At 42.6% G+C, this 18937-nt stretch carries 21 protein-coding genes; 7 read left to right on the top strand and 14 right to left on the bottom strand.

The features are described 5' to 3' along the window. Positions 1-52: 52 nt before the first annotated feature. From NSQ55_RS13090 to NSQ55_RS13070, 5 genes are all read left to right on the top strand, one after another. Positions 53-1543, top strand: coding sequence for a 4-hydroxyphenylacetate 3-hydroxylase N-terminal domain-containing protein (locus NSQ55_RS13090; RefSeq protein ID WP_076304233.1), 1491 nt, complete (start codon positions 53-55; stop codon positions 1541-1543). A gap of 214 nt (positions 1544-1757) precedes the next feature. Beyond that, positions 1758-2417, top strand: a complete 660-nt coding sequence (locus NSQ55_RS13085) for a response regulator transcription factor (protein ID WP_076135640.1) — start codon at positions 1758-1760, stop codon at positions 2415-2417. A 1-nt stretch (position 2418) separates the two neighbouring features. Next, positions 2419-3792 (top strand): HAMP domain-containing sensor histidine kinase, encoded by a 1374-nt coding sequence (locus tag NSQ55_RS13080; RefSeq protein WP_076126055.1) that lies wholly within the window; start codon positions 2419-2421, stop codon positions 3790-3792. Between the two features lie 60 nt (positions 3793-3852). Next, complete coding sequence (locus NSQ55_RS13075; protein WP_076279081.1) at positions 3853-4662, top strand: hypothetical protein; 810 nt, start codon at positions 3853-3855, stop codon at positions 4660-4662. Positions 4663-4742: 80 nt separating this feature from the next. Then, positions 4743-5120, top strand: coding sequence for a PilZ domain-containing protein (locus NSQ55_RS13070; RefSeq protein WP_076126051.1), 378 nt, complete (start codon positions 4743-4745; stop codon positions 5118-5120). A gap of 133 nt (positions 5121-5253) precedes the next feature. On the opposite strand, the gene mnhG is transcribed toward NSQ55_RS13070, so the two are convergent. The 7 genes from mnhG to NSQ55_RS13035 form a co-directional block, all read right to left on the bottom strand. Then, positions 5254-5652: a monovalent cation/H(+) antiporter subunit G gene (gene mnhG / locus NSQ55_RS13065; RefSeq protein WP_076126049.1), complete on the bottom strand. Its 399-nt coding sequence runs from the start codon at positions 5650-5652 to the stop codon at positions 5254-5256. Next, a complete protein-coding gene (locus tag NSQ55_RS13060) occupies positions 5627-5920 on the bottom strand; it encodes a Na(+)/H(+) antiporter subunit F1 (RefSeq protein ID WP_036686407.1) in 294 nt (97 codons plus the stop codon). The genes mnhG and NSQ55_RS13060 overlap by 26 nt, the downstream gene beginning before the upstream one ends. After that, positions 5920-6393 (bottom strand): Na+/H+ antiporter subunit E, encoded by a 474-nt coding sequence (locus NSQ55_RS13055; protein WP_076126047.1) that lies wholly within the window; start codon positions 6391-6393, stop codon positions 5920-5922. Before NSQ55_RS13055 ends, NSQ55_RS13060 begins: the two co-directional genes overlap by 1 nt. 4 nt (positions 6394-6397) lie before the next feature. Further along, complete coding sequence (locus NSQ55_RS13050; protein ID WP_339173775.1) at positions 6398-7876, bottom strand: Na+/H+ antiporter subunit D; 1479 nt, start codon at positions 7874-7876, stop codon at positions 6398-6400. Next, positions 7873-8208: a Na(+)/H(+) antiporter subunit C gene (locus NSQ55_RS13045; RefSeq protein ID WP_036686402.1), complete on the bottom strand. Its 336-nt coding sequence runs from the start codon at positions 8206-8208 to the stop codon at positions 7873-7875. Before NSQ55_RS13045 ends, NSQ55_RS13050 begins: the two co-directional genes overlap by 4 nt. Then, the gene (locus NSQ55_RS13040) at positions 8208-11072 is read right to left on the bottom strand and encodes a Na+/H+ antiporter subunit A (protein ID WP_339174507.1); all 2865 of its coding nucleotides are present in this window, start codon (positions 11070-11072) and stop codon (positions 8208-8210) included. Before NSQ55_RS13040 ends, NSQ55_RS13045 begins: the two co-directional genes overlap by 1 nt. A 127-nt stretch (positions 11073-11199) precedes the next feature. Then, positions 11200-11838, bottom strand: a complete 639-nt coding sequence (locus tag NSQ55_RS13035) for a universal stress protein (protein WP_232061321.1) — start codon at positions 11836-11838, stop codon at positions 11200-11202. Between the two features lie 345 nt (positions 11839-12183). Between NSQ55_RS13035 and NSQ55_RS13030 the strand changes: the two genes are divergently transcribed. Further along, positions 12184-12516 carry a metalloregulator ArsR/SmtB family transcription factor gene (locus NSQ55_RS13030; RefSeq protein WP_076183577.1) on the top strand — a complete coding sequence of 111 codons (333 nt, stop codon included), beginning with the start codon at positions 12184-12186 and terminating at the stop codon, positions 12514-12516. Between the two features lie 52 nt (positions 12517-12568). Beyond that, positions 12569-13105: an SRPBCC domain-containing protein gene (locus NSQ55_RS13025; RefSeq protein ID WP_076183573.1), complete on the top strand. Its 537-nt coding sequence runs from the start codon at positions 12569-12571 to the stop codon at positions 13103-13105. Between the two features lie 63 nt (positions 13106-13168). Here NSQ55_RS13025 and NSQ55_RS13020 read toward each other — a convergent pair whose 3' ends face one another. From NSQ55_RS13020 to NSQ55_RS12990, 7 genes are all read right to left on the bottom strand, one after another. Next, on the bottom strand, positions 13169-13921 hold the full coding sequence (locus tag NSQ55_RS13020) for an alpha/beta hydrolase-fold protein (RefSeq protein WP_339173770.1): 753 nt from the start codon (positions 13919-13921) through the stop codon (positions 13169-13171). A gap of 11 nt (positions 13922-13932) precedes the next feature. Continuing rightward, a complete protein-coding gene (locus NSQ55_RS13015; RefSeq protein WP_339173768.1) occupies positions 13933-14733 on the bottom strand; it encodes an alpha/beta hydrolase-fold protein in 801 nt (266 codons plus the stop codon). A 19-nt stretch (positions 14734-14752) separates the two neighbouring features. Continuing rightward, on the bottom strand, positions 14753-15757 hold the full coding sequence (locus NSQ55_RS13010) for an iron ABC transporter permease (RefSeq protein WP_076144064.1): 1005 nt from the start codon (positions 15755-15757) through the stop codon (positions 14753-14755). Between the two features lie 25 nt (positions 15758-15782). Then, the gene (locus NSQ55_RS13005) at positions 15783-16799 is read right to left on the bottom strand and encodes an iron ABC transporter permease (RefSeq protein ID WP_076135621.1); all 1017 of its coding nucleotides are present in this window, start codon (positions 16797-16799) and stop codon (positions 15783-15785) included. Between the two features lie 13 nt (positions 16800-16812). Beyond that, positions 16813-17829 carry an ABC transporter substrate-binding protein gene (locus tag NSQ55_RS13000; protein ID WP_076126035.1) on the bottom strand — a complete coding sequence of 339 codons (1017 nt, stop codon included), beginning with the start codon at positions 17827-17829 and terminating at the stop codon, positions 16813-16815. A gap of 221 nt (positions 17830-18050) precedes the next feature. After that, complete coding sequence (locus tag NSQ55_RS12995) at positions 18051-18503, bottom strand: hypothetical protein (RefSeq protein ID WP_248548136.1); 453 nt, start codon at positions 18501-18503, stop codon at positions 18051-18053. 27 nt (positions 18504-18530) lie between these two features. Next, complete coding sequence (locus tag NSQ55_RS12990; protein WP_076135615.1) at positions 18531-18869, bottom strand: winged helix-turn-helix transcriptional regulator; 339 nt, start codon at positions 18867-18869, stop codon at positions 18531-18533. Positions 18870-18937: the final 68 nt, after the last annotated feature.

Raw genomic sequence — 18937 nt, 5'->3', positions numbered from 1 at the left:
TAGCAATAATACGGCTTTATTAGTCAAAGATGACTTCAAAGAGGTGGAACCTATGCCTATAAAAACAGGTAATCAATACATCGAACGAATCGACCGGCAAAAGATCAATATCTGGTACAAAGGAACACGTGTTGAAGGTCCTTTATCCAAACACCCTGCCTTTCAAGGTCTCATACAAACACAAGCCGAAATGTATAACATGCAGTGTGATGAACGTTATTTGGCGCAGATGACCTATCCTTCACCTGATACTGGAGATCCGGTTGGTTTATCTTTTCTTCCACCCAAAAATGCTGAAGATTTAGAACGCCGGAGAAAAATGATTGAACTCTGGTCCAACAGACACCACGGATTTTTAGGACGTTCCCCCGATTATATGAATACGGCCATCATGTCTCTGTTCACAGCTGCTGATATCCTTGAGGATCATAATCCGAAATATGCTGAGAACCTCAGAAAATACTATGCCTTCTGTCGAGATCATGACATTACCTTATCCCATGCTTTCATCCAGCCTCAAGCCAGCAAAATATCCGGCCAGATTGATGCTACAGAGGATTCTATCGCTGCTAAAGTCGTAGAAATCAATGATCAAGGGATGTTTGTTACCGGTGCTTTTATGATGGCAACACAGGGAGCTACCTGCGATGAAATGCTTGTATTCCCAACTCCCTCACCCTCACTTGTGGATGATGATAATCCCTTTGCGTTTGCCTTTGCGGTGCCTAATGATCTGCCTGGGATGACTTTTTTTTGCCGTGAAAGCTACGCTGCCTCATCCACCTACGACCATCCGTTAAGTTCAAGATATGAAGAAATGGATACCCTTGTTATCTTTGACCGTGTACTTATCCCTCATGATCGTATATTTTATTATGGCGATGAGAGGTACTGTTCCCGATTATTCGGCGAAAGTAACTTTCATACGCATATGGCCCACCAAATTATCACCCGCTATATTGCAAAGACCGAGTTTTTTCTTGGTATGCTAGAGAGTTTGGCGGAAGAACAAAATGCTGTCCTTGAGGCCTACACGATTTTGCCTATTTCCAGAATATTAACCTATTTAGAAACTTTCAAAGCCTTAAGACTTGCAGCGGAAATAGGGGCTTCGCTCGACAAATTTGGATATCTCGTTCCAGATAAAGGTCCACTGTTGGCTTCAACCATTCACTTTTCAGAGTTTTATCCAGAGATGGTTGAAATGGTTCAAAACCTCAGTTCAAGCGGGCTCATCATGATCCCCTCTGAAGCCGACTTTACATCAAGCGCTGGTTCGTATCTTTATGAGTATTTGAAGGGAAATATCTCGGATGCGTGGTATCGAAATGCCTTATTCCGGCTGGCTTGGGAACTAGGAGCGGGTGCATTCGGAGGTCGTCAAACCCAGTTTGAGCGGTTATTTTTCGGCAACTCCCAAACAGTGGCCTGGCGTATGTACAACAGCTATGATAATCACGAGTATTTTCGTCAAATCGTTCACGAATTTATTGCCCCTGATGCCCACTTGTCTAAGTCAACAACAGATGGAATTTCCAATTAATCAAGAGTTGCGAAGGTTTATAATGATGTTTTTCAGGATTGATTAAGAGACTGCTTCCGCTCTCTTTTTCAGTCCTTTTTGAGCTTTATCAACAAACCAAATTAGGAAGAACTAGATGCTTTTTCATACCTGCACTGGACAATTCTGTAATAAGTTGTTTATAGTTTATTAGCATTAGGAAGTGATTTGCTAGCTTAGGAGGGAACAATGAACTATGGGCCATATCATAGTCGTAGAAGATGAACGTGCAATCAGTGACTTAATTACTATGAATCTAAAATTAGTCGGACATACCTATAGCAAGGCTTATCGCGGGCTGGAGGTTATTGAACTGCTGGAACGTGAAAAGGCCGATTTAATTCTGCTCGATATAATGCTGCCCGAACTGGACGGTTTTGAGATCATGCAGCGGATTGCTCACTTACAAATTCCGGTGATTCTGATCACCGCAAAAGATTCACTGGCTGATCGCATCAAAGGCTTTGAACTGGGCGCCGATGATTATATTATTAAACCTTTTGAAATCCTTGAATTGTTGGCAAGAATCAATGTAGTGTTACGTAGGAGCGAAAAAGGCATTTCCAATTTTCTCTGTGAAAACGTTGAGGTACGTTATCTTGAGAGGCTTGTGATGGTGGATCAGATACCCGTAGATTTAACCGCTAGGGAATTTGAGCTGCTTGAGGTCCTTATCCGCAACAGAAATATTGCTTTATCAAGGGAAAAGTTGCTGGAATTAGCCTGGGGCTATGATTTTGAAGGAGATACCCGTACCGTAGATGTTCACATCAGACAGCTGCGCAAAAAACTAGGCTGGGAAGAACGAATTAAAACCGTATTTAAGCTTGGTTACCGCTTGGAAGTTCAGGTCTAGTATGAGATTCTGGCATAAAATTCTGCTGTCAGTCCTCGCTTTCTTCATCGTCGCCCTAGATGTGAGTGTAATCATGATTATGAAAAAAAGCTGGCAGCTGAACATGGACAGCGAAATGCAGCGTGCTTCAAGCGAACAGCTATTAATTGCAAACAACATTTATGAAAATCTTGAATCGATTCAGACCCGTGGGGCCACACTTACCTCTACTTTAATCTCAAGTGTGGCTCAATCCTATGGTGAATTTTATCATAAGCAGGGAATCGGACTACAGCTCTGGGAGAATGACCAGCTGGTTTATCCGAATGCCGGAGTCCCATCAGTCTCAACACCGGAGTCACATTCTATTCAACTCTCTACTGAGCTCCCTGCTCCCTATCAAGCTTTGTCGATCGTTTATCAACGTGATATCAGTGACCTGTATGCTAAGCAGCATGAGCTGAACCGTTTTTTTGTAATGATTAACTGGATTATCGGTCCAATTCTGCTCCTATTACTCTACTTGCTGATCCGGCAGTTGACCAAACCACTTAAACAGCTTTCAAAGACTACAAAAACGATCGCTGAAGGCAAATATACCGAGCGCGTGCAGTTGCGCAGTAAAGATGAATTTGGTGAGTTAGCCCTGAACTTTAACCGAATGGCAAACGCAGTGGAGCAGCACGTGATCGAACTGTCTAATATGGCCGATGAAAAGCAGAGAATGGTCGATAACCTCGCCCACGAACTGCGCACACCTTTAACCAGTATGCAGGGATTTGCTGAATTTCTGACTTCCGCAAATATAGGCCAGGAAGAACAGCAGATGGCTGGTCAATATATCCTTAGTGAAACCTTACGCCTGAAGAATTTAGCCTTCAAACTGCTGGATTTGTCCGTCCTACGGCATCATCCTCTGACTCTGAAACAAGTAGACATATCAGATTTGTTCAAATCGGTTAAACAGATTGAGCAGCTTAAATTGGACGAAGCAAGCATCAAACTAGAAATGGATTATTCCATCCCTGCGGTTTGGGGTGATCATGATCTGCTAACTTCCTTCTTGGTTAACCTTGTCGAAAATTCCATTCATGCATCTCCGCAAGGGAGCACCATCCGCTTGCTTGCCTATGTATTGCAAAATGAAGCCATATTGGAAGTATGTGATTCGGGATTTGGGATGACACCGGAACAGAGTGCGCGTGTTTTTGAACCCTTTTATCGAGGTGAAAAATCGCGCACACGCGAATACGGGGGTGCGGGTCTTGGTTTATCTTTATGCAAGCAAATCGCAGATGCGCATCAAACTAGAATTTCACTGAATTCTACTTTAGGTCAAGGAACAAGTATCCGCATCTTTTTACAACTCCATAACATCTGTTCACCTACTCTATAACATCTATAGTTTAAGGTTAGGAAGATTCAGCATCATCCGAAGCAAATGGAGGTTATTCAAGTGAATAACAAAAAATTCCCCACTACTTTAGCTATACTCCTGTTCTCGGGGAGTCTGCTAATCGTCAGTGCAGTCATTCAAAACACCACCCATTTAGCTTTAACCAGCACCAAAACCCCAGGGGTGAAGTTGGAAGCACCAACGCCGGTGTCCACAGTGAATGACGATCTGCAACCGCAGATGAGTCCTAAAGAAATACAAACCATTAAGAATTTCATAGACATGGCGGGTCATGAGACTTCTGAATCCAAACGGACCACTGTCACACCGCCTGCTGCAGAGAATTTGAGTCAAACTGATGCCGTTATTCTGGCTGCTTCAAGCGTACGCAAATTATTCGATGTGGATATTGCCAAGCTGCAGATGCGGGTTATTCTGAGTGATACCCGAACCTCGCTGCCGTGGACATGGGCTGTACATTTCAGTCCATATAACGCCAAGACCCTAGAAGGGCAAGGTAAGGAATTCTGGGAATATGATGTACTAATTGATCCCATAAACGGTATGGTAGTGAATACGACCGCGATTAATATTGCTCTGAAAAGAACACCAATTAGCGCTTCTGCTGGCAGCACTATCTATAAAGATGCCCGTTGGATCAATGCGGCCATAACTATCCTAACAGATAAACAAAAAGAAAGCCGGAAAATTGCTACAGCAACACTGATCAACACTGACACCAATGATAAACGCGGCATGGTCGCTGTTCAGATGATGCTGGAAGATGGCAGCAGCTACACGGCAGAAATGCGTTATCCTGATCAAAGTCTGCGCTGCCTTACCTACGAGACTGCTCAAGTAGTGAAATAAATCAAAAATTGAATCAGCTCTTCACTAATCCTACTTTTATGTCGATAATTTATATTACATGGAAAAGTATGGAGGAGCATATGAACACTAATCGCAGAACCGAACCTTTTCGATATACCCTTAAAGAACCTGTAACATTTGATCTTCATATTCTTACTATTAACGGAATCCAGGTTCCTTCCAAGCCTGTAAGGGCTGTATTGTTCGACATCAGTCGATCGGGTTGCCACTTATCGTTACCCCTCAATATCAACCCAGAAAATAACCTAGTACGCATTGGCATGGAAATGAATCTTACGGATGAATCTATGTACATAGAAGGAATATTGAAATGGAACAAAGAACAACAAGGCAGTTTCCACTACGGCATTCAATTGGACATCCCTGAGAATGATGGTGATCGACTCCCAAGAGTACTTCGCATCCTTGCTGGAGAAGGCAAAATATTAGTTCGTTAAGATAACAAAAAAGAGTAGTTTTAATCTAAAAAAGCAACAACCCCGCGTTTTCATGCAGGGTTGTTGCTTTTTAGCTATTGCGATCCAAACTTATTGTTGTAATCCGAAATCGCAGATCACCATTTCATGGATTTTATTCTTGAGGCACATCCCGTTCAGGGGATGCTGCTACAGCTTTTTCTTTCTCCAGTACCTCTCTTAAATCATCTTGAATTCTGCGATTCCATAAGGGAACCCCTGAGCGATAAGCAGCTCTGCCCGTCAAATGCGCAGATAAAGGTGAGGTCATAAATACAAAGACAATCCCCAGTAGCAGCTTAGCACTTATATGATCTAGAAAAAATGCAAAATATAGAAAGGCCCCGCTCAGAACACATAAAACACCAAGGGTGGCACTTTTGGCAGCAGCATGTGATCTCAGATAAACATCAGGCAGCCGAATCAGACCATAAGCACTTACAGCACTAAGCAATGCCCCCATCAGTATTAATAAGGCAAACAGCAATTCACCGACTGTCTTGATCATTTCCATGTTCAAGCACCACTCCCCTTTCGATGTATCTGGCAAATGCCGTCGTGCCGATAAAGGAAAGAATGCCTATTAACAAAATAATTTCGATAAAAGCCTGCGTTCGGAGTAAAACAGAAAGAACGGCTACCATGGCTAACAGATTAATTCCAATCGTATCCAGTGCCGCTACCCGGTCGGGCAAAGAAGGTCCCTTCAACAACCGCCAGGCACATACACCAATCGCCAGCGCCATAATCGTAAGCGAGAGCATAAGAATAAAATGGATCATTAACGGGTCACCTCCAATATCGCACGCTCAAAGGTGTCACGGATATTCGCTCTGAACTGTGCGGGATCCTCAACATCCATGGCATGAATATACAAAGTCCGGTTATCATCCGATACTTCAAGTACGACAGATCCGGGAGTAAGGCAGAGCAATGTGATCAACGTAGCCACTTCCCAATCCGATTTCAGCTCTGTAGTATATTTCAAGATTGCTGGACGTATATTAAGCTCCGGTCTCAGAACAGCTTTTACCACTACATAACTTGAAACGACCAGCTCCCGCAGCAGCAACAGGATTAGCTTAATAATTGCCCACACTTTTCCTAGATATAATCTGGGCCAAAAACGTCGCATTCCGAGCAGAATGAGGATACCGATCAAGAAACCAATGACGAAACGTGGCCCAGTCCAGTCATTGTGCAGGAACATCCACAGGAATGCTATCATGAAATTCAATAATAGTTGAAAAGCCATAGTATCACTCCTTCATGACAGCGTTGATGTATAGTGCTGGATCAGCCAGTACAGCTCCGGCTTGGCTGACAAGTCCGTTTACCGTCTCCGCACCCACACCCATCAGAATTACAATCGCGAACAGAACAGCTGCCGGTGCCATCATAGCTTTATAATGAAGCGGTTTGACTTGTTCTTCCCTTTTCTCGCCACCCCAGAACACTTGCTGGAATACCTTGATCAAGGAATATAACACTACGAAGCTGGATGCAAGTGCAATCAGCGCCAGAGCCACGTGATTCTCGCCAAATCCACTCCGCACCATCATCACTTTTCCAGCGAAACCACTAAGGGGTGGAACACCAACCAATGCCAAAGTCAGTACAAAAAACATCCAGCCGGTCCACGGATAACGTCGGATTAAACCACCCATTTCTTTTAAGCGGTCAGTGCCTGAAGCTGAGATAATCATCCCACCCAGAAAGAATAATAATGCTTTGGCAACCATGTCATGCATTAAATAAAACACTACACCATTTAACGAATCCTGAGTCGCGACAGAGATCCCAAAAGCAATAAATCCTACACTGATGATGATATTATAATTAAATATTCGGCCCAAATCGTTGTATGCCAATGCCCCGATTGCCCCAAGTATCATCGTCGCCCCCGCCATCCAGGCAATCAATGTATGGGTGAGTCCCGGTTCTTGAATAAAAATCAAAGTAAAGGTACGAGTAATTGCATACAATCCGACCTTGGTTAGCAAAGCCCCAAACAGGGCTCTAACAGCCAATGGTGGTGCACTATAAGAATCGGGAAGCCAGAAAAAGAGCAGTAAACCTGCCTTAATCGAAAATACAATTAGCAGCAGGACCGCAATGACGTTCATTACACCGCCTTGTCCCGCCTCTGCTACACGCAAAGATAGATGCGCCATATTCAGTGTTCCTGTCGCGGCATATAAATAAGCAATCGTCGCCACAAACAAGGATGAGGAAATCACATTAATTAATACATACTTTAATGTCTCTCGCAGTTGACCCTTGGACCCACCAAGTACGATCAAAGCGTAAGAGGCAACTAACAGCACCTCAAAGCAGACAAACAAGTTAAACAAGTCCCCGGTGAGGAAAGAGCCAAATACCCCGGTTAATAAAAAATGGAGAAACGGATAGTAATAAAACCTTTCCCTGTCTTCCCCAATGCTAGCGAAGGAAAAAAACAGACAAGCCGCGCCAACAATGGCCGCAGTCAAAACGAGCAATGCCGAAAACATATCGGCAACAAACACAATGCCATAAGGTGGACGCCATCCCCCCATATATAAGGTCTGGATACCGTTTGTATTTACCTGATACACAATGAATCCTGCAACAAAGATATTTACAAACACACTGACGGCACTTATGATTCGTTGCAGACGTACTCGTTCTTTCAAAAAAATGAGTATAACTGCCGTAATGGCCGGAATCAGCAGAGGCAGCACTAACAAGTTGTTCATCGTCTCTCCTCCTTGGTTCCTTCCACATCATCGGTACCCGTCGAGCGGTAAGTCCGGTATGCCAAAACAATAAAAAATGCTGTTACTCCAAAGCTAATTACAATAGAGGTCAAAATGAGCGCCTGCGGCAAAGGATCGACATAAGCTTCCGCTTCCTCACCCAGCAATGGTGCAGCACCTGTCTTGAGGCCAGACATTGTCAGTAACAACAAATGAACGCCGTGCGTTATTAAAGTGGTTCCCAGAAGGATGCGCAGCAAGCTTTTGGAAAGAACTAGATAAACACCTACGGAAAACAGTACACCGATCGCCAGGGCAATAATAAGCTCCATTAACTATCCCTCCCGATCGTAAATATGATATTCATAGTGACACCAATAACAGCTAAGAAAACACCGAGATCAAAGAACATTGCTGTGGTCAGTTCTGTTTTGCCCATAAGTGGCAGTTGGAAATAGCCAAACGCTTGGCTCAGAAAAGGTACATCGAATAAAAACGAACCTATTCCTGTAAGAAAAGCTACAGATACCCCAACCGCGATTAACTTACGATAGTCGATAGGCAATACCTTCTCAACCATATCAATCCCAAAAGTAATGGCGAGCAGTACCAATGCGGCTGATGCCATCAATGCTCCAATAAATCCGCCTCCCGGATTATTATGTCCGGCGAAAAACAGATAAAGCGAAAATATTAGTATCATAACGAAGGCTACTTTAGCTACCGCTTGTAGTAACACATCATCACTTACAGAAGAACGTGGTTTATTATCCTTCACAGCCCGCTTCAGTGGGGCAATAGTTCCATCCGTATCCAGCTGCAGCTTGATCATGGAATAAATAGCAAGTGAGGCAAGGCCAAGCACTGTAATTTCAAACATGGTATCAAAGCCGCGGAAATCAACGAGCAGAACATTAACAATATTTTTACCGCCACCCAAGGTATAGCTATTCTCCACATAATATTTCGAGATGGATTCGAACGGACTACTGCCTAAAGCAGCAAGTGCAACCAATGTCATAGTTATTCCCATCCCGATGGAAATAATTAGCTTAGGCAAGCGAGACCGAAGTTTGAGCGGCTCTTTCTCCAGCTTAGGCAAATGCCGAAAACATAGCAGGAACAATGTAACGGATACTACTTCGACAATCATCTGCGTAAGCGCCAGATCAGGTGCCCGGAACAGAACAAAGAGTAAAGTAACCATATAACCAACCATTCCTGTTAACAAAATGGCTGTGATTCTGGAACGAACAAAGGGGATAGCCAAAGCGCCCACAAGCATAACCATAACAACAATAACTTCAAACAAAGAAAACGGAGCATAATCAGTTGTCCCAAGCGTTATTCCATCGGTATACCACACGGCTCCACCAATGGCTACGATCAGGAAAGCGAATATATACATCAAGTAATGGCGCATGGAACCTGTCATATAGGTGCCAGTCAACGCCCTAGACGATTTCTCGACCAGCCGGATTACTCCATCATAGACTTGATTTAAAGTGTAGCCACTGCCCCATTCTTTATCGACCAGACTCCAGCGGCCATAGATTCGGTATACAATAATACCAAGAATCACAACACCAAGTGTCATCCATATTTCTGGTGTAAAGCCGTGCCAGAAATGAATATTGACAACAAAGGGTTCTCCGGTCTGCAAGATTGGGTGAATAGCATTCATTGCAGGGATAATAAGTGTTTTGGATAATATATTCGGGAAAAAACCGATAAATATAGACAGCACTGCTAGCAGGCACGGGGCAAGCAGAAGTCCAAATGGGGCTTCATGCGGTTTTTTGTCCAGCTTCTCAGGCTGATATTTTCCGAAAAAGGTGTGGAAAACCAAAATCATACTGTATGCAAAAGTAAACACGCTGGCAATCCAGGCCAAAACCGGGAAGAGCGTAAACAACGAGGGAATAGACAATATATCCAGGTTTCGGATATTCAGAACAGCCGTAAAAAACATCTCTTTACTTAAAAACCCGGAAAATGGCGGCAAACCAGCCATCGAGAAACTGCCGATCATCGCTACCGTAAAGGTAACCGGCATAATGGAAATCAATCCGCCCAGCTTTCGCAGGTCGCGGGTACCCGTCTCATGGTCAACTATACCGACCATCATAAACAAAGAGCCTTTAAAGATGGCATGGTTAATAAGGTGAAAGATAGCCGCTGTTGTTGCAGCAGTGTAAAAGACTGAATCTTCCCCTACATAAAATGCCGCTGCCGATCCCATTCCCAGCAATCCCATAATCAGTCCAAGTTGACTAATCGTTGAATAGGCTAATAGAGCCTTCAGGTCCGTCTGCTTCATCGCCTGGATGGAGCCATAAATCAAGGTGATCAAACCGACGCCTGACACAACCCAGAACCACTCATATTGCCCCGCAAAAACAGGGCTGAAACGGGCGACAAGATACAATCCAGCTTTAACCATCGTTGCCGAGTGCAGATAGGCGCTGACGGGTGTCGGTGCCTCCATGGCATCCGGCAGCCAGATATGAAACGGGAACTGAGCTGATTTGGTGAAGGCGCCTAAGAGAATTAGTAGCATCGCCGGAATAAATAAAGCATGCCCGCTAATATCGCCAACCTCACTCCAAATTTCCCGGATACTAAAGGTGCCTGTCATTACATAAAGCATTAAAAAGCCGGCAAACATCGCTAAACCACCAAATACGGTAATCAACATAGATTTGAGCGCACCATACCGCGATTTTTGCCGCCGATGCCAAAAGGCAATTAACAGAAATGACGAAACACTTGTTAATTCCCAAAAGCCATATAACACCATCAAGTTATCCGAGAGCACAACGCCAAGCATCGCCCCCATAAACAACATTAGATAAATATAAAAAGGGGTTAACGCTTCTTTTCGCCGGTCCAGATAATAAATTGAATAGATAATTACAAGACTACCCATCCCAGTGATTAGCAAAGCAAACAACAAACTTAATCCATCCAGATGGAAAACCAAATCAATTCCTAGTGAAGGAATCCATGAAATGGTTTCATATCCCAAATCCCCACCTTTAATAACGGGAATCCGGGTTAAGAAATAAACAAACAAAACGAGTGAACCAGGGAAAACAAGCCATCCTCTATGAAGGTTGGGTGCTCTCTTGGACAAAAGTGCGATTACTAAGGCCATTAGAAACGGAACAAGTATGATTACATGCAGCAAAGGCAGTCCTCCTTTTCCACTTGAGCTTATCAAGTTGTGAACTTTAGTACTTACTTTTTTACCAAAAGCCAAAGATCATATGATTGGTAGGGCCTTATATACAAGGCCCCAATGTTGATAAGGGCAAGCCCGATTATAAAGAATCGGTCAATGTGCCATCACAAATATGCAGATATCTAGCCTTTCCATCTTCTTGCTCAATTCTGAATAAACCGTTCTCAAATTCTGTGTGTAGTTCGTGAAAGAACTTTCCCTTAAGCGAATACTCTCCCTGAGGTTCATCACTGAGCTGGTACTCAGCCCCGTTTTTGACCAGGTAAGCGATAACGCCTTCCTCATGGGTTTCTTCCAGCCCTGCACGCATCCGCTGCACAGCCACGACATGCAGATCCATCATTTTCATTTTACCAATGAGTTCATTGATGAAATTACGTTTGGTAAGCTCCTGCCACCGAGTTTGAGCAGATTGTCCAATGACGATCTGTGTGACCTCATTCTCTTCAGCAACTTCTACAATAATATCTGTTGTTTTTCGGCCTTCACGTTTCCGAATGATAAACTCTGCGCCAGCTTCATCGGCAAGACGTTTCCAGACCGTCATATACATTTCTTTGCTCTGATTATATTCATCAATATCCGAACTATCGACATTTAATACAAACAATGGCGCCCCTATAATTTCAGATAGTTGGACACCACGCCGGATTAAACGCTCCCCATGCGGACCATAATGAACACAAACCATAATCTTTTCATTGTGTATGACCTTCACCCTCCTGTAACATGGCCAAGAAATACAAAAGGAGCCCACTGGCGTTAGGCCCCTTGCGTAATTCTAAAACCCGATAAGTTATACTTAATTATATCTATTCCTATGTTTTTTGTAAAGTTTGTTGGTTATCATGGAACATATTTCTTTTTAATGCTTGTATCATGCCCTTCTCTAGCAGTTGTCATACAATGGTTATTATATATTCCTTTACAGGAATATTCCCTCCGTGGTATATTATCATCACAAACAGGAAATACCAAAAAGGAGGCGCTATAGAGCCGCTCAACCAGAGTATGTCATAATAGAGATGCGAATGAATTTAATGAATCGAAGTGATCTGTGTTTATGAATACTAACGTTATGAGTGCCTTAGCTGAGCCCCACCGCATGCAGATCGTTGAACTATTACGCGAGAATCCTCTAACTGTTGGGGAGATTGCAGAAAGTCTTCAGCTACGGCAGCCTCAAGCGTCCAAGCATTTGCGCGTCCTTAGTGAAGCGGGATTAATTGAAGTTCAAGCTGTTGCTAACAAGCGCATTTGCAAGCTCCGTCCTGATCCATTTAAGGAAATAGACGATTGGTTAGACTCCTACCGCCATATATGGGAAGAACGATACGATCGACTGGATGATTATTTACAAAAGCTACAGAGCAATGAAAACAATAAAAAATCATAGCCTCAGGCCGAAATTGGCAGGAAGCAAACAAATTTTGAGGAGGATCTATCCCATGACAAATTCTAACCCGTCCAACCAAGTGGTATCCAAAGTTGTTGATGGCAACACATTAGTATTAGAGCGCGTATTCCAAGCTCCACGTGAGCTAGTATTCAAGGCTTTTTCAGAGGCTGAGCATTTGAAGCACTGGTGGGGTCCAAAAGGTTGGACGCTTCCCGTATGTAATGTCGATTTCCGTCCAGGGGGTACTTGGCATTATTGCATGAAGTGCGTGGATAAGAATCAAGGGGATTTCTACGGTATGGAGTCTTGGGGCAAGGCGTTGTATAAGGAAATTACAGTCCCAGAACAAGTCATTTATACAGATGGATTCTCAGATGCAGAGGGTAATATTTCAAAAGATTTGCCTGAAACGCTTGTCCAGCTAGATTTTATCGACCTGGAGGGTCAAACGAAGCTGGTGAATACCGGTAAATACACTTCTCCGGAAGCCTTGCAACAAGTGATTGATATGGGGATGTTAGAGGGGATTTCCCAAACCTTCGACAATTTGGATGCCCATCTTGAGAATTTACAGAAGAATAACTAGAGCAGCTATCACACGATAAATAGGACGACGCAAGGATACTCTCTCCTGCTCGTCCTATTATGTTTATTTTGCAGGAAATAAGAACCTGATACTATTCGGAAAATATTGCAGGAAAAACGTGTCATTATGCGTGCCCAGCGGATCCATCTCAAACTTCACTCGCTGATCCGCTCCAACAATCTTCTCTTTTAAAATATCATAAGCACGTTTGCTGTTAGGCACCATGTCCTTCTGGGCATTTGTCTTGTGGATCCCTTCCTGTTCACCAACATACATATAAATTCTGCATTCCCTATTTAGTCTTGAAGTCTCCATGAAATGAATGAAATCTTTAAACCATACAGACGCAGATATCAATATAAAATTCCCAACGGTAGCTTCAGTCTTGTACATCGCGTACAGACTTATTAATCCACCTAGTGAAACACCACCCAAAGCCAATTTCTCCGGCTCGTTAGAGATGCGATAGGAGCTTTTGATATAGGGTACAAGATCCTGATAGACATAATTCAAATAATCATCGCCCTTGCCCCCAAAGGACCAATCCTTAAAAAGAGCAGGCATTTCCCAAGGTGTATATTCATCATTCCGCAACTGAGAATCAATCCCTATAAAAATAACCGGTTCTGTTACTCCCTCTTCCATATCTTTCTCTATAGCTGTAATCGCCTCTTTGAACAAAAAATCTCCATCCTGTAAGAAAACCGCTGGGAATAACCGCTCCGGGAATAAATGGTATTCTTTCGGTAAATACACGGTAATCTGACGATCCATATGTTCAAAAAGCACAAGCTCGCCTGCCCTCATTTGGGTCATATCCCCACTCCTTAACAGTTCAGTACTCGAAACGCTCTACTCATAATCGTTGGTACTACAGAAGCGTGATTTTCATTGGGTGCAACATAGTGCTCAACCTCTAAATTAGACAAAGCATACTCGTTCAATTTTGAAAATAAATCTGCTGCGTCATCGACCATAAAGGATTCTTCACTTCCTACGGTAATCAATAATTTTTGTTTATCGGCTGTCAGCTCTTGACCCTTGTGATAGAACTGCTCCGCATACGTCAGGATTTCATGATCATTCCACCAAATGGATGGACTAGAGGCCAAATAATACTGGAATAGCTTCGCACGAGTGAATAACGTCCAGAGGACAAATAAACCGCTGAGAGAGTGACCAAACAAGGCTTGTTTATGCTGATCCACATTATATTTCTTATTGATTGCTGGCATTAACTCTAATTCTAAAAAAGCCAAAAACTTCTCAGCCCCACCATGTGGACCTATGTCAGCATTTTTCAATCGATCCGGATATACATACTGCTTCGCTGGAGGTGTGAAATCATAAAATCTTCTTTTGGAGACCTCTTCATCTGAACCATAATGTCCAATGCCAATCACAATTGCTGGTGCAATAAAAGTTTTCGGGGCATTTCTTGACTGCAATTTCACAACATCCCGACCCAATTGAAAATATGAATTACCATCGAGCATGTAATACACGGGGAAGCCCTTTTCTGGTGCTGCTTCTCTGGGAAGAGAAACCTTTATATCGTACGTGTAACCCATATACTGAGATTCAAGTTTCCATGATTCTGTGTGTTCGAGCTCTACTTGTGTTGTCATTTTTTCTGTACACTCTCCCCTACACTCTTGACTTTGCTAATAAATATAAGAAATAAGGAATTCCAATAATCGAAACGACTATACCCACGGGTAACTCTGCCGGCTGAAATATTGTTTTGGCAAAATAATCCGAGATCACCAGCAAAAACATCCCTACCACTGCACTGGATAACATAATATAGCGGTGATTAATCCCTACTAATCTTCTGGCGATATGAGGAGCCATCAAGCCTATAAAACTTATAGAACCGGATACGGATACACAAACACTTACGATCCCCACACTGCATAACAGAAAGATCAGCTTTTCTTTTTCTACAGAGATCCCTAAGCTCTTTGTACTGGAATCCTCCAATTGAAAATAATTGAGTAAATAGCTTTTTCGATACATTATAAATCCTAAAATAAGCACCCAAGGTGCGATCATAATGATATAAGTCCAGTTCGCGCTGTAAATACTTCCGACACTCCAAACCGCAGCCATCTCATAATCACTTGCATTCATTTTCAGAGAGATATACAACGACAACGCACCAAAACCACTGCTAATCGCGATCCCTGTCAAAATCAAGCGTTGCATATCGAGTGCACCATTCCGCCAAGAAAAAATAAAGATAATGACAACTGCGGCAAGCCCACCTACAAAACCAAACAGCGGCATGGCTAGTATCGAGAACCAGCTTTCTTTGAAAAAAGTAACTCCCGACATCTGAAAGAAAAACATAAACGCAACGATGGCAGCTCCTGCGCCTGCATTAATCCCAAGGATCCCTGGATCAGCCAGCCCGTTACGGGTAATCCCTTGAATGACAGTTCCCGCCATCCCCAGACCTATTCCTACTAATGAGGCAATAATGATCCGTGGTAACCGAAACTGAAAAATAACCAGGTCAAATTTAGCATTAGGATCTATTCGCAGCAGTGTTTTTATCACATCCATTACAGACATATCAAACACGCCATTCGTAAGATGAAAATACCCGGCCACAAGGGTTAACAGGATAAAAACTAATAATGTCAGCATATAGCGGCTAAACTGTATTTTACTTCTATCCACGCTGCTCTCCCCCTTTAACCCGAATTAAATAAAGGAAGAACGGGATGCCAATAAAGGCTGTTACAACACCAATTGGCGTCTCAAACGGAAAGTTAATATAACGGCTTAAGACATCGCAAAACGCTAAAAAAACAGCTCCAATCACCGCTGAGCAAGGAATGATAAAGCGATAGTCTATACCTACGATAAAACGTGTAATATGAGGAATGATTAGACCCACAAAGGCTATCTTGCCGACTAAAGCTACTGCTGTCCCGGTCAGACATATAACAGATATAATACTGACAATTTTCACCCATTTTGTTCGTTGACCCAAACTAATCGCGGTTTCATCCCCCAGGGAAGCAACCATTACTGACTTAGAAATACTAACCGCCAAGAGCAGTCCAACGATTATAAAAGGAACTGATAATATTAGCATATCTGGATTAACGGTATGTATTTTCGAGCTATACCAAACGCTAACATTTTGTGAGACTTGAAAAAACATCGCTACTGCTGAGGCGATACTACTTAAAAAAGTACCAATTACAGTCCCAATAATAGCTAACCTGACTGGTGATAAACCGTTTTTAACCAATGAACCAAATCCGAAAACCAAACCTGCTCCGATGGCTGAACCCACCATAGATAAAATAATCATCTGAACATTCGATAATCCCGGATAAAACACCATAGCCAACGTAATAACAAATGCCGATCCGTCATTTACTCCCATAATCGATGGTGATGCAAGATAGTTACGTGTAACCCCCTGCATTAACGCCCCTGAAACAGCCAGAGCCGCTCCAACTAATAAAGCGGCGATTACACGCGGAAATCTAGATGTCATAATAATGTTGTGGTCCACATTATTAGCATCGAAGTGTGTAATCGCCTGCCATATTGTCAATATTCCAATATCTTTAACACCATATAAGACGGATACAACAATTGCTAATACGATGAATAATGGAGAAGTTGATAGGATCAATATAACTTTCCAATTTTTTGTATTCATCTTATTCATCGCACCTTCGGTTTTACTTCAACAGGTTTTCAATTGCCGCATCCAGGAATCTTACTTTAGACCAAGCCGTTCCACCTTGTGCCAACGGATCAATTGCATTTACAAACACATGATTATTTTTGACAGCAGTTACGCTTTTGAAGATCGGATTCTTGAGCAAATCATCAAGTGCTGTTGCATTATCAGTATTCTCACTAGTCTCAAACTGCAAGAAAATATAGTCCGGATTAATATCCGCCAAAGCTTCTAATGAAAGCTCTGCTTGTGCCTCTGTAGAGGAGATCACCTCAGGAATGGCAGCACCCAGATCTTCATAAATAACCGGATTCAAATAAACGCCAGCAGGATACACACACATACTGCCCTGACGAATACGAATGACTAGAATGGATTGATCTTTCAGCTTTTCTCCAATTTCAGCCTTTGCACCCGCAGCTTTAGATTCATAATCACTAATAATTTTTTCTGCATCTGTGGTCTTACCGGATAATTGGCCTAATAAGAGCAAGTTATCTTTCCAGTTTGTTGAAATATGTGAATAAGGAATCATCGTTTGAATTTTATTAAGTGCGCCGGCCACATCTTCCCCAAACTTGGAAGACCCTAAGATAACATCTGGATCCAGTTGCAGAATCGCTTCATTACTTGGAGCAAATTTATCCCCCACTAAGGATGCACCCGCTAGGTCAGTTGACAGATAACCTGGAATAGCATCAGCTATTGCAAGTACACCTACAGGTTTCACTCCCAGTATGGCAGCATCTTCCATAGATTCGAGACTTGCTGCTACAATATTATTAATCTTTGCAGGCACGACATAATCCTTGCCCAAATATGTAACGGTTTGTTCAGTGGCAACAGCCTCCTGAGCCGCATTTCCTTTGTTATTTGCAGTTCCTTCTGCTGCTACTGCAGCATTATTTGTGCTTTTTTCTGAAGCTGTCTTATCCTTTTCATTGTTACCGCAAGCTGCCAAACTCAAAGCTAATACTGCTGATACCCCAGCTAATAAATATTTTTTCTGATTCATAATCAATCTCCCCATCTATATTTTATTTATCATTCTTCAAACTAAATTAATGATAATGAGAATCGTTATCATATTAAATCATATGAGAATAATTATCAATACTTTTCTTTGATTATATGAAATCTTGTAATTTAACAGATGCGTTGAATTATTAGTGAACATGCAGAAGAACCCGCACCAACTGCGGGTTCTTCTGCACTATAAATATGAGTCCATTTTTTTTAATCAGCGTTATAAAACTCAGATAAGTCACGGAACAACAATCCGCACGCCTCTAGTCTATTAAGTTCCTCATCCACATCAGTGAGCAAATTGCTTTCTCTCTCATGGGCTGTATTGATTAGCCACGGTTGTCCCTGTTTTAGAAAACAAAGATCATCAGGCAGCCTGGTCTGTACCCACGAGTACAAGCTGGTGGAATAGGATAAAAGAATATTGACGGCTTCAGGCGAACAATCAAAAAAATAAACATCTGCATAATGCCCCATAAGCCGAGTCCCCGGCCAATAGTCATCTTTTATGACCTTTTTGAGAAAAGGTTGCAGCTGTTCAAGCAATTCATAACCTACTGGTTCTAACTCCATCTGATCACGTTTTACTAGAATAAATTCATCACATACTTCCATAGCTACCTGTACCAGCGTCTTGTAGGTCTGACCCGTTGGCTCCTGCAAAATAGTATGAATAATAATGCACCCCCTCTACTTCTTTGTATTATTCAAATATTCTTTATGCATCCTACCCCAGCCACACATGCTATCCAAAACTGTAATTAGCGATTTGCCATGTTCTGAAATACTATATTCCACCCTCAAAGGAAGCTCATGATAACTCACCCGGTCGATAAGCTGATCCTCTTCAAGCTCTCGTAATTGTTTAGCTAACGTACCTTGGGAGACATCTGGGATAATCCGTCTAAGTTCACCAAATCGTTTTGTGCCATCTATCAATAAAATAAATAAAATGAGCGGCTTCCACTTTCCACCGATCTTTTCAAGTGTTGTAAGAACCCCGGTTAATCTCGGCTCCAGCAAATCCATGCGATCCCCTCTTTCGATAGTTATATAACTGTATGTTCGAACCAGCTAGTACGAAAAATCGTACCTAG

The organism is Paenibacillus sp. FSL H7-0943 (assembly GCF_037963265.1).
Taxonomy (GTDB): domain Bacteria; phylum Bacillota; class Bacilli; order Paenibacillales; family Paenibacillaceae; genus Paenibacillus_AQ; species Paenibacillus_AQ odorifer.
The sequence above is the reverse complement of the archived record's forward strand: the minus strand, read 5'-3'. Positions and strand labels throughout refer to the sequence as shown.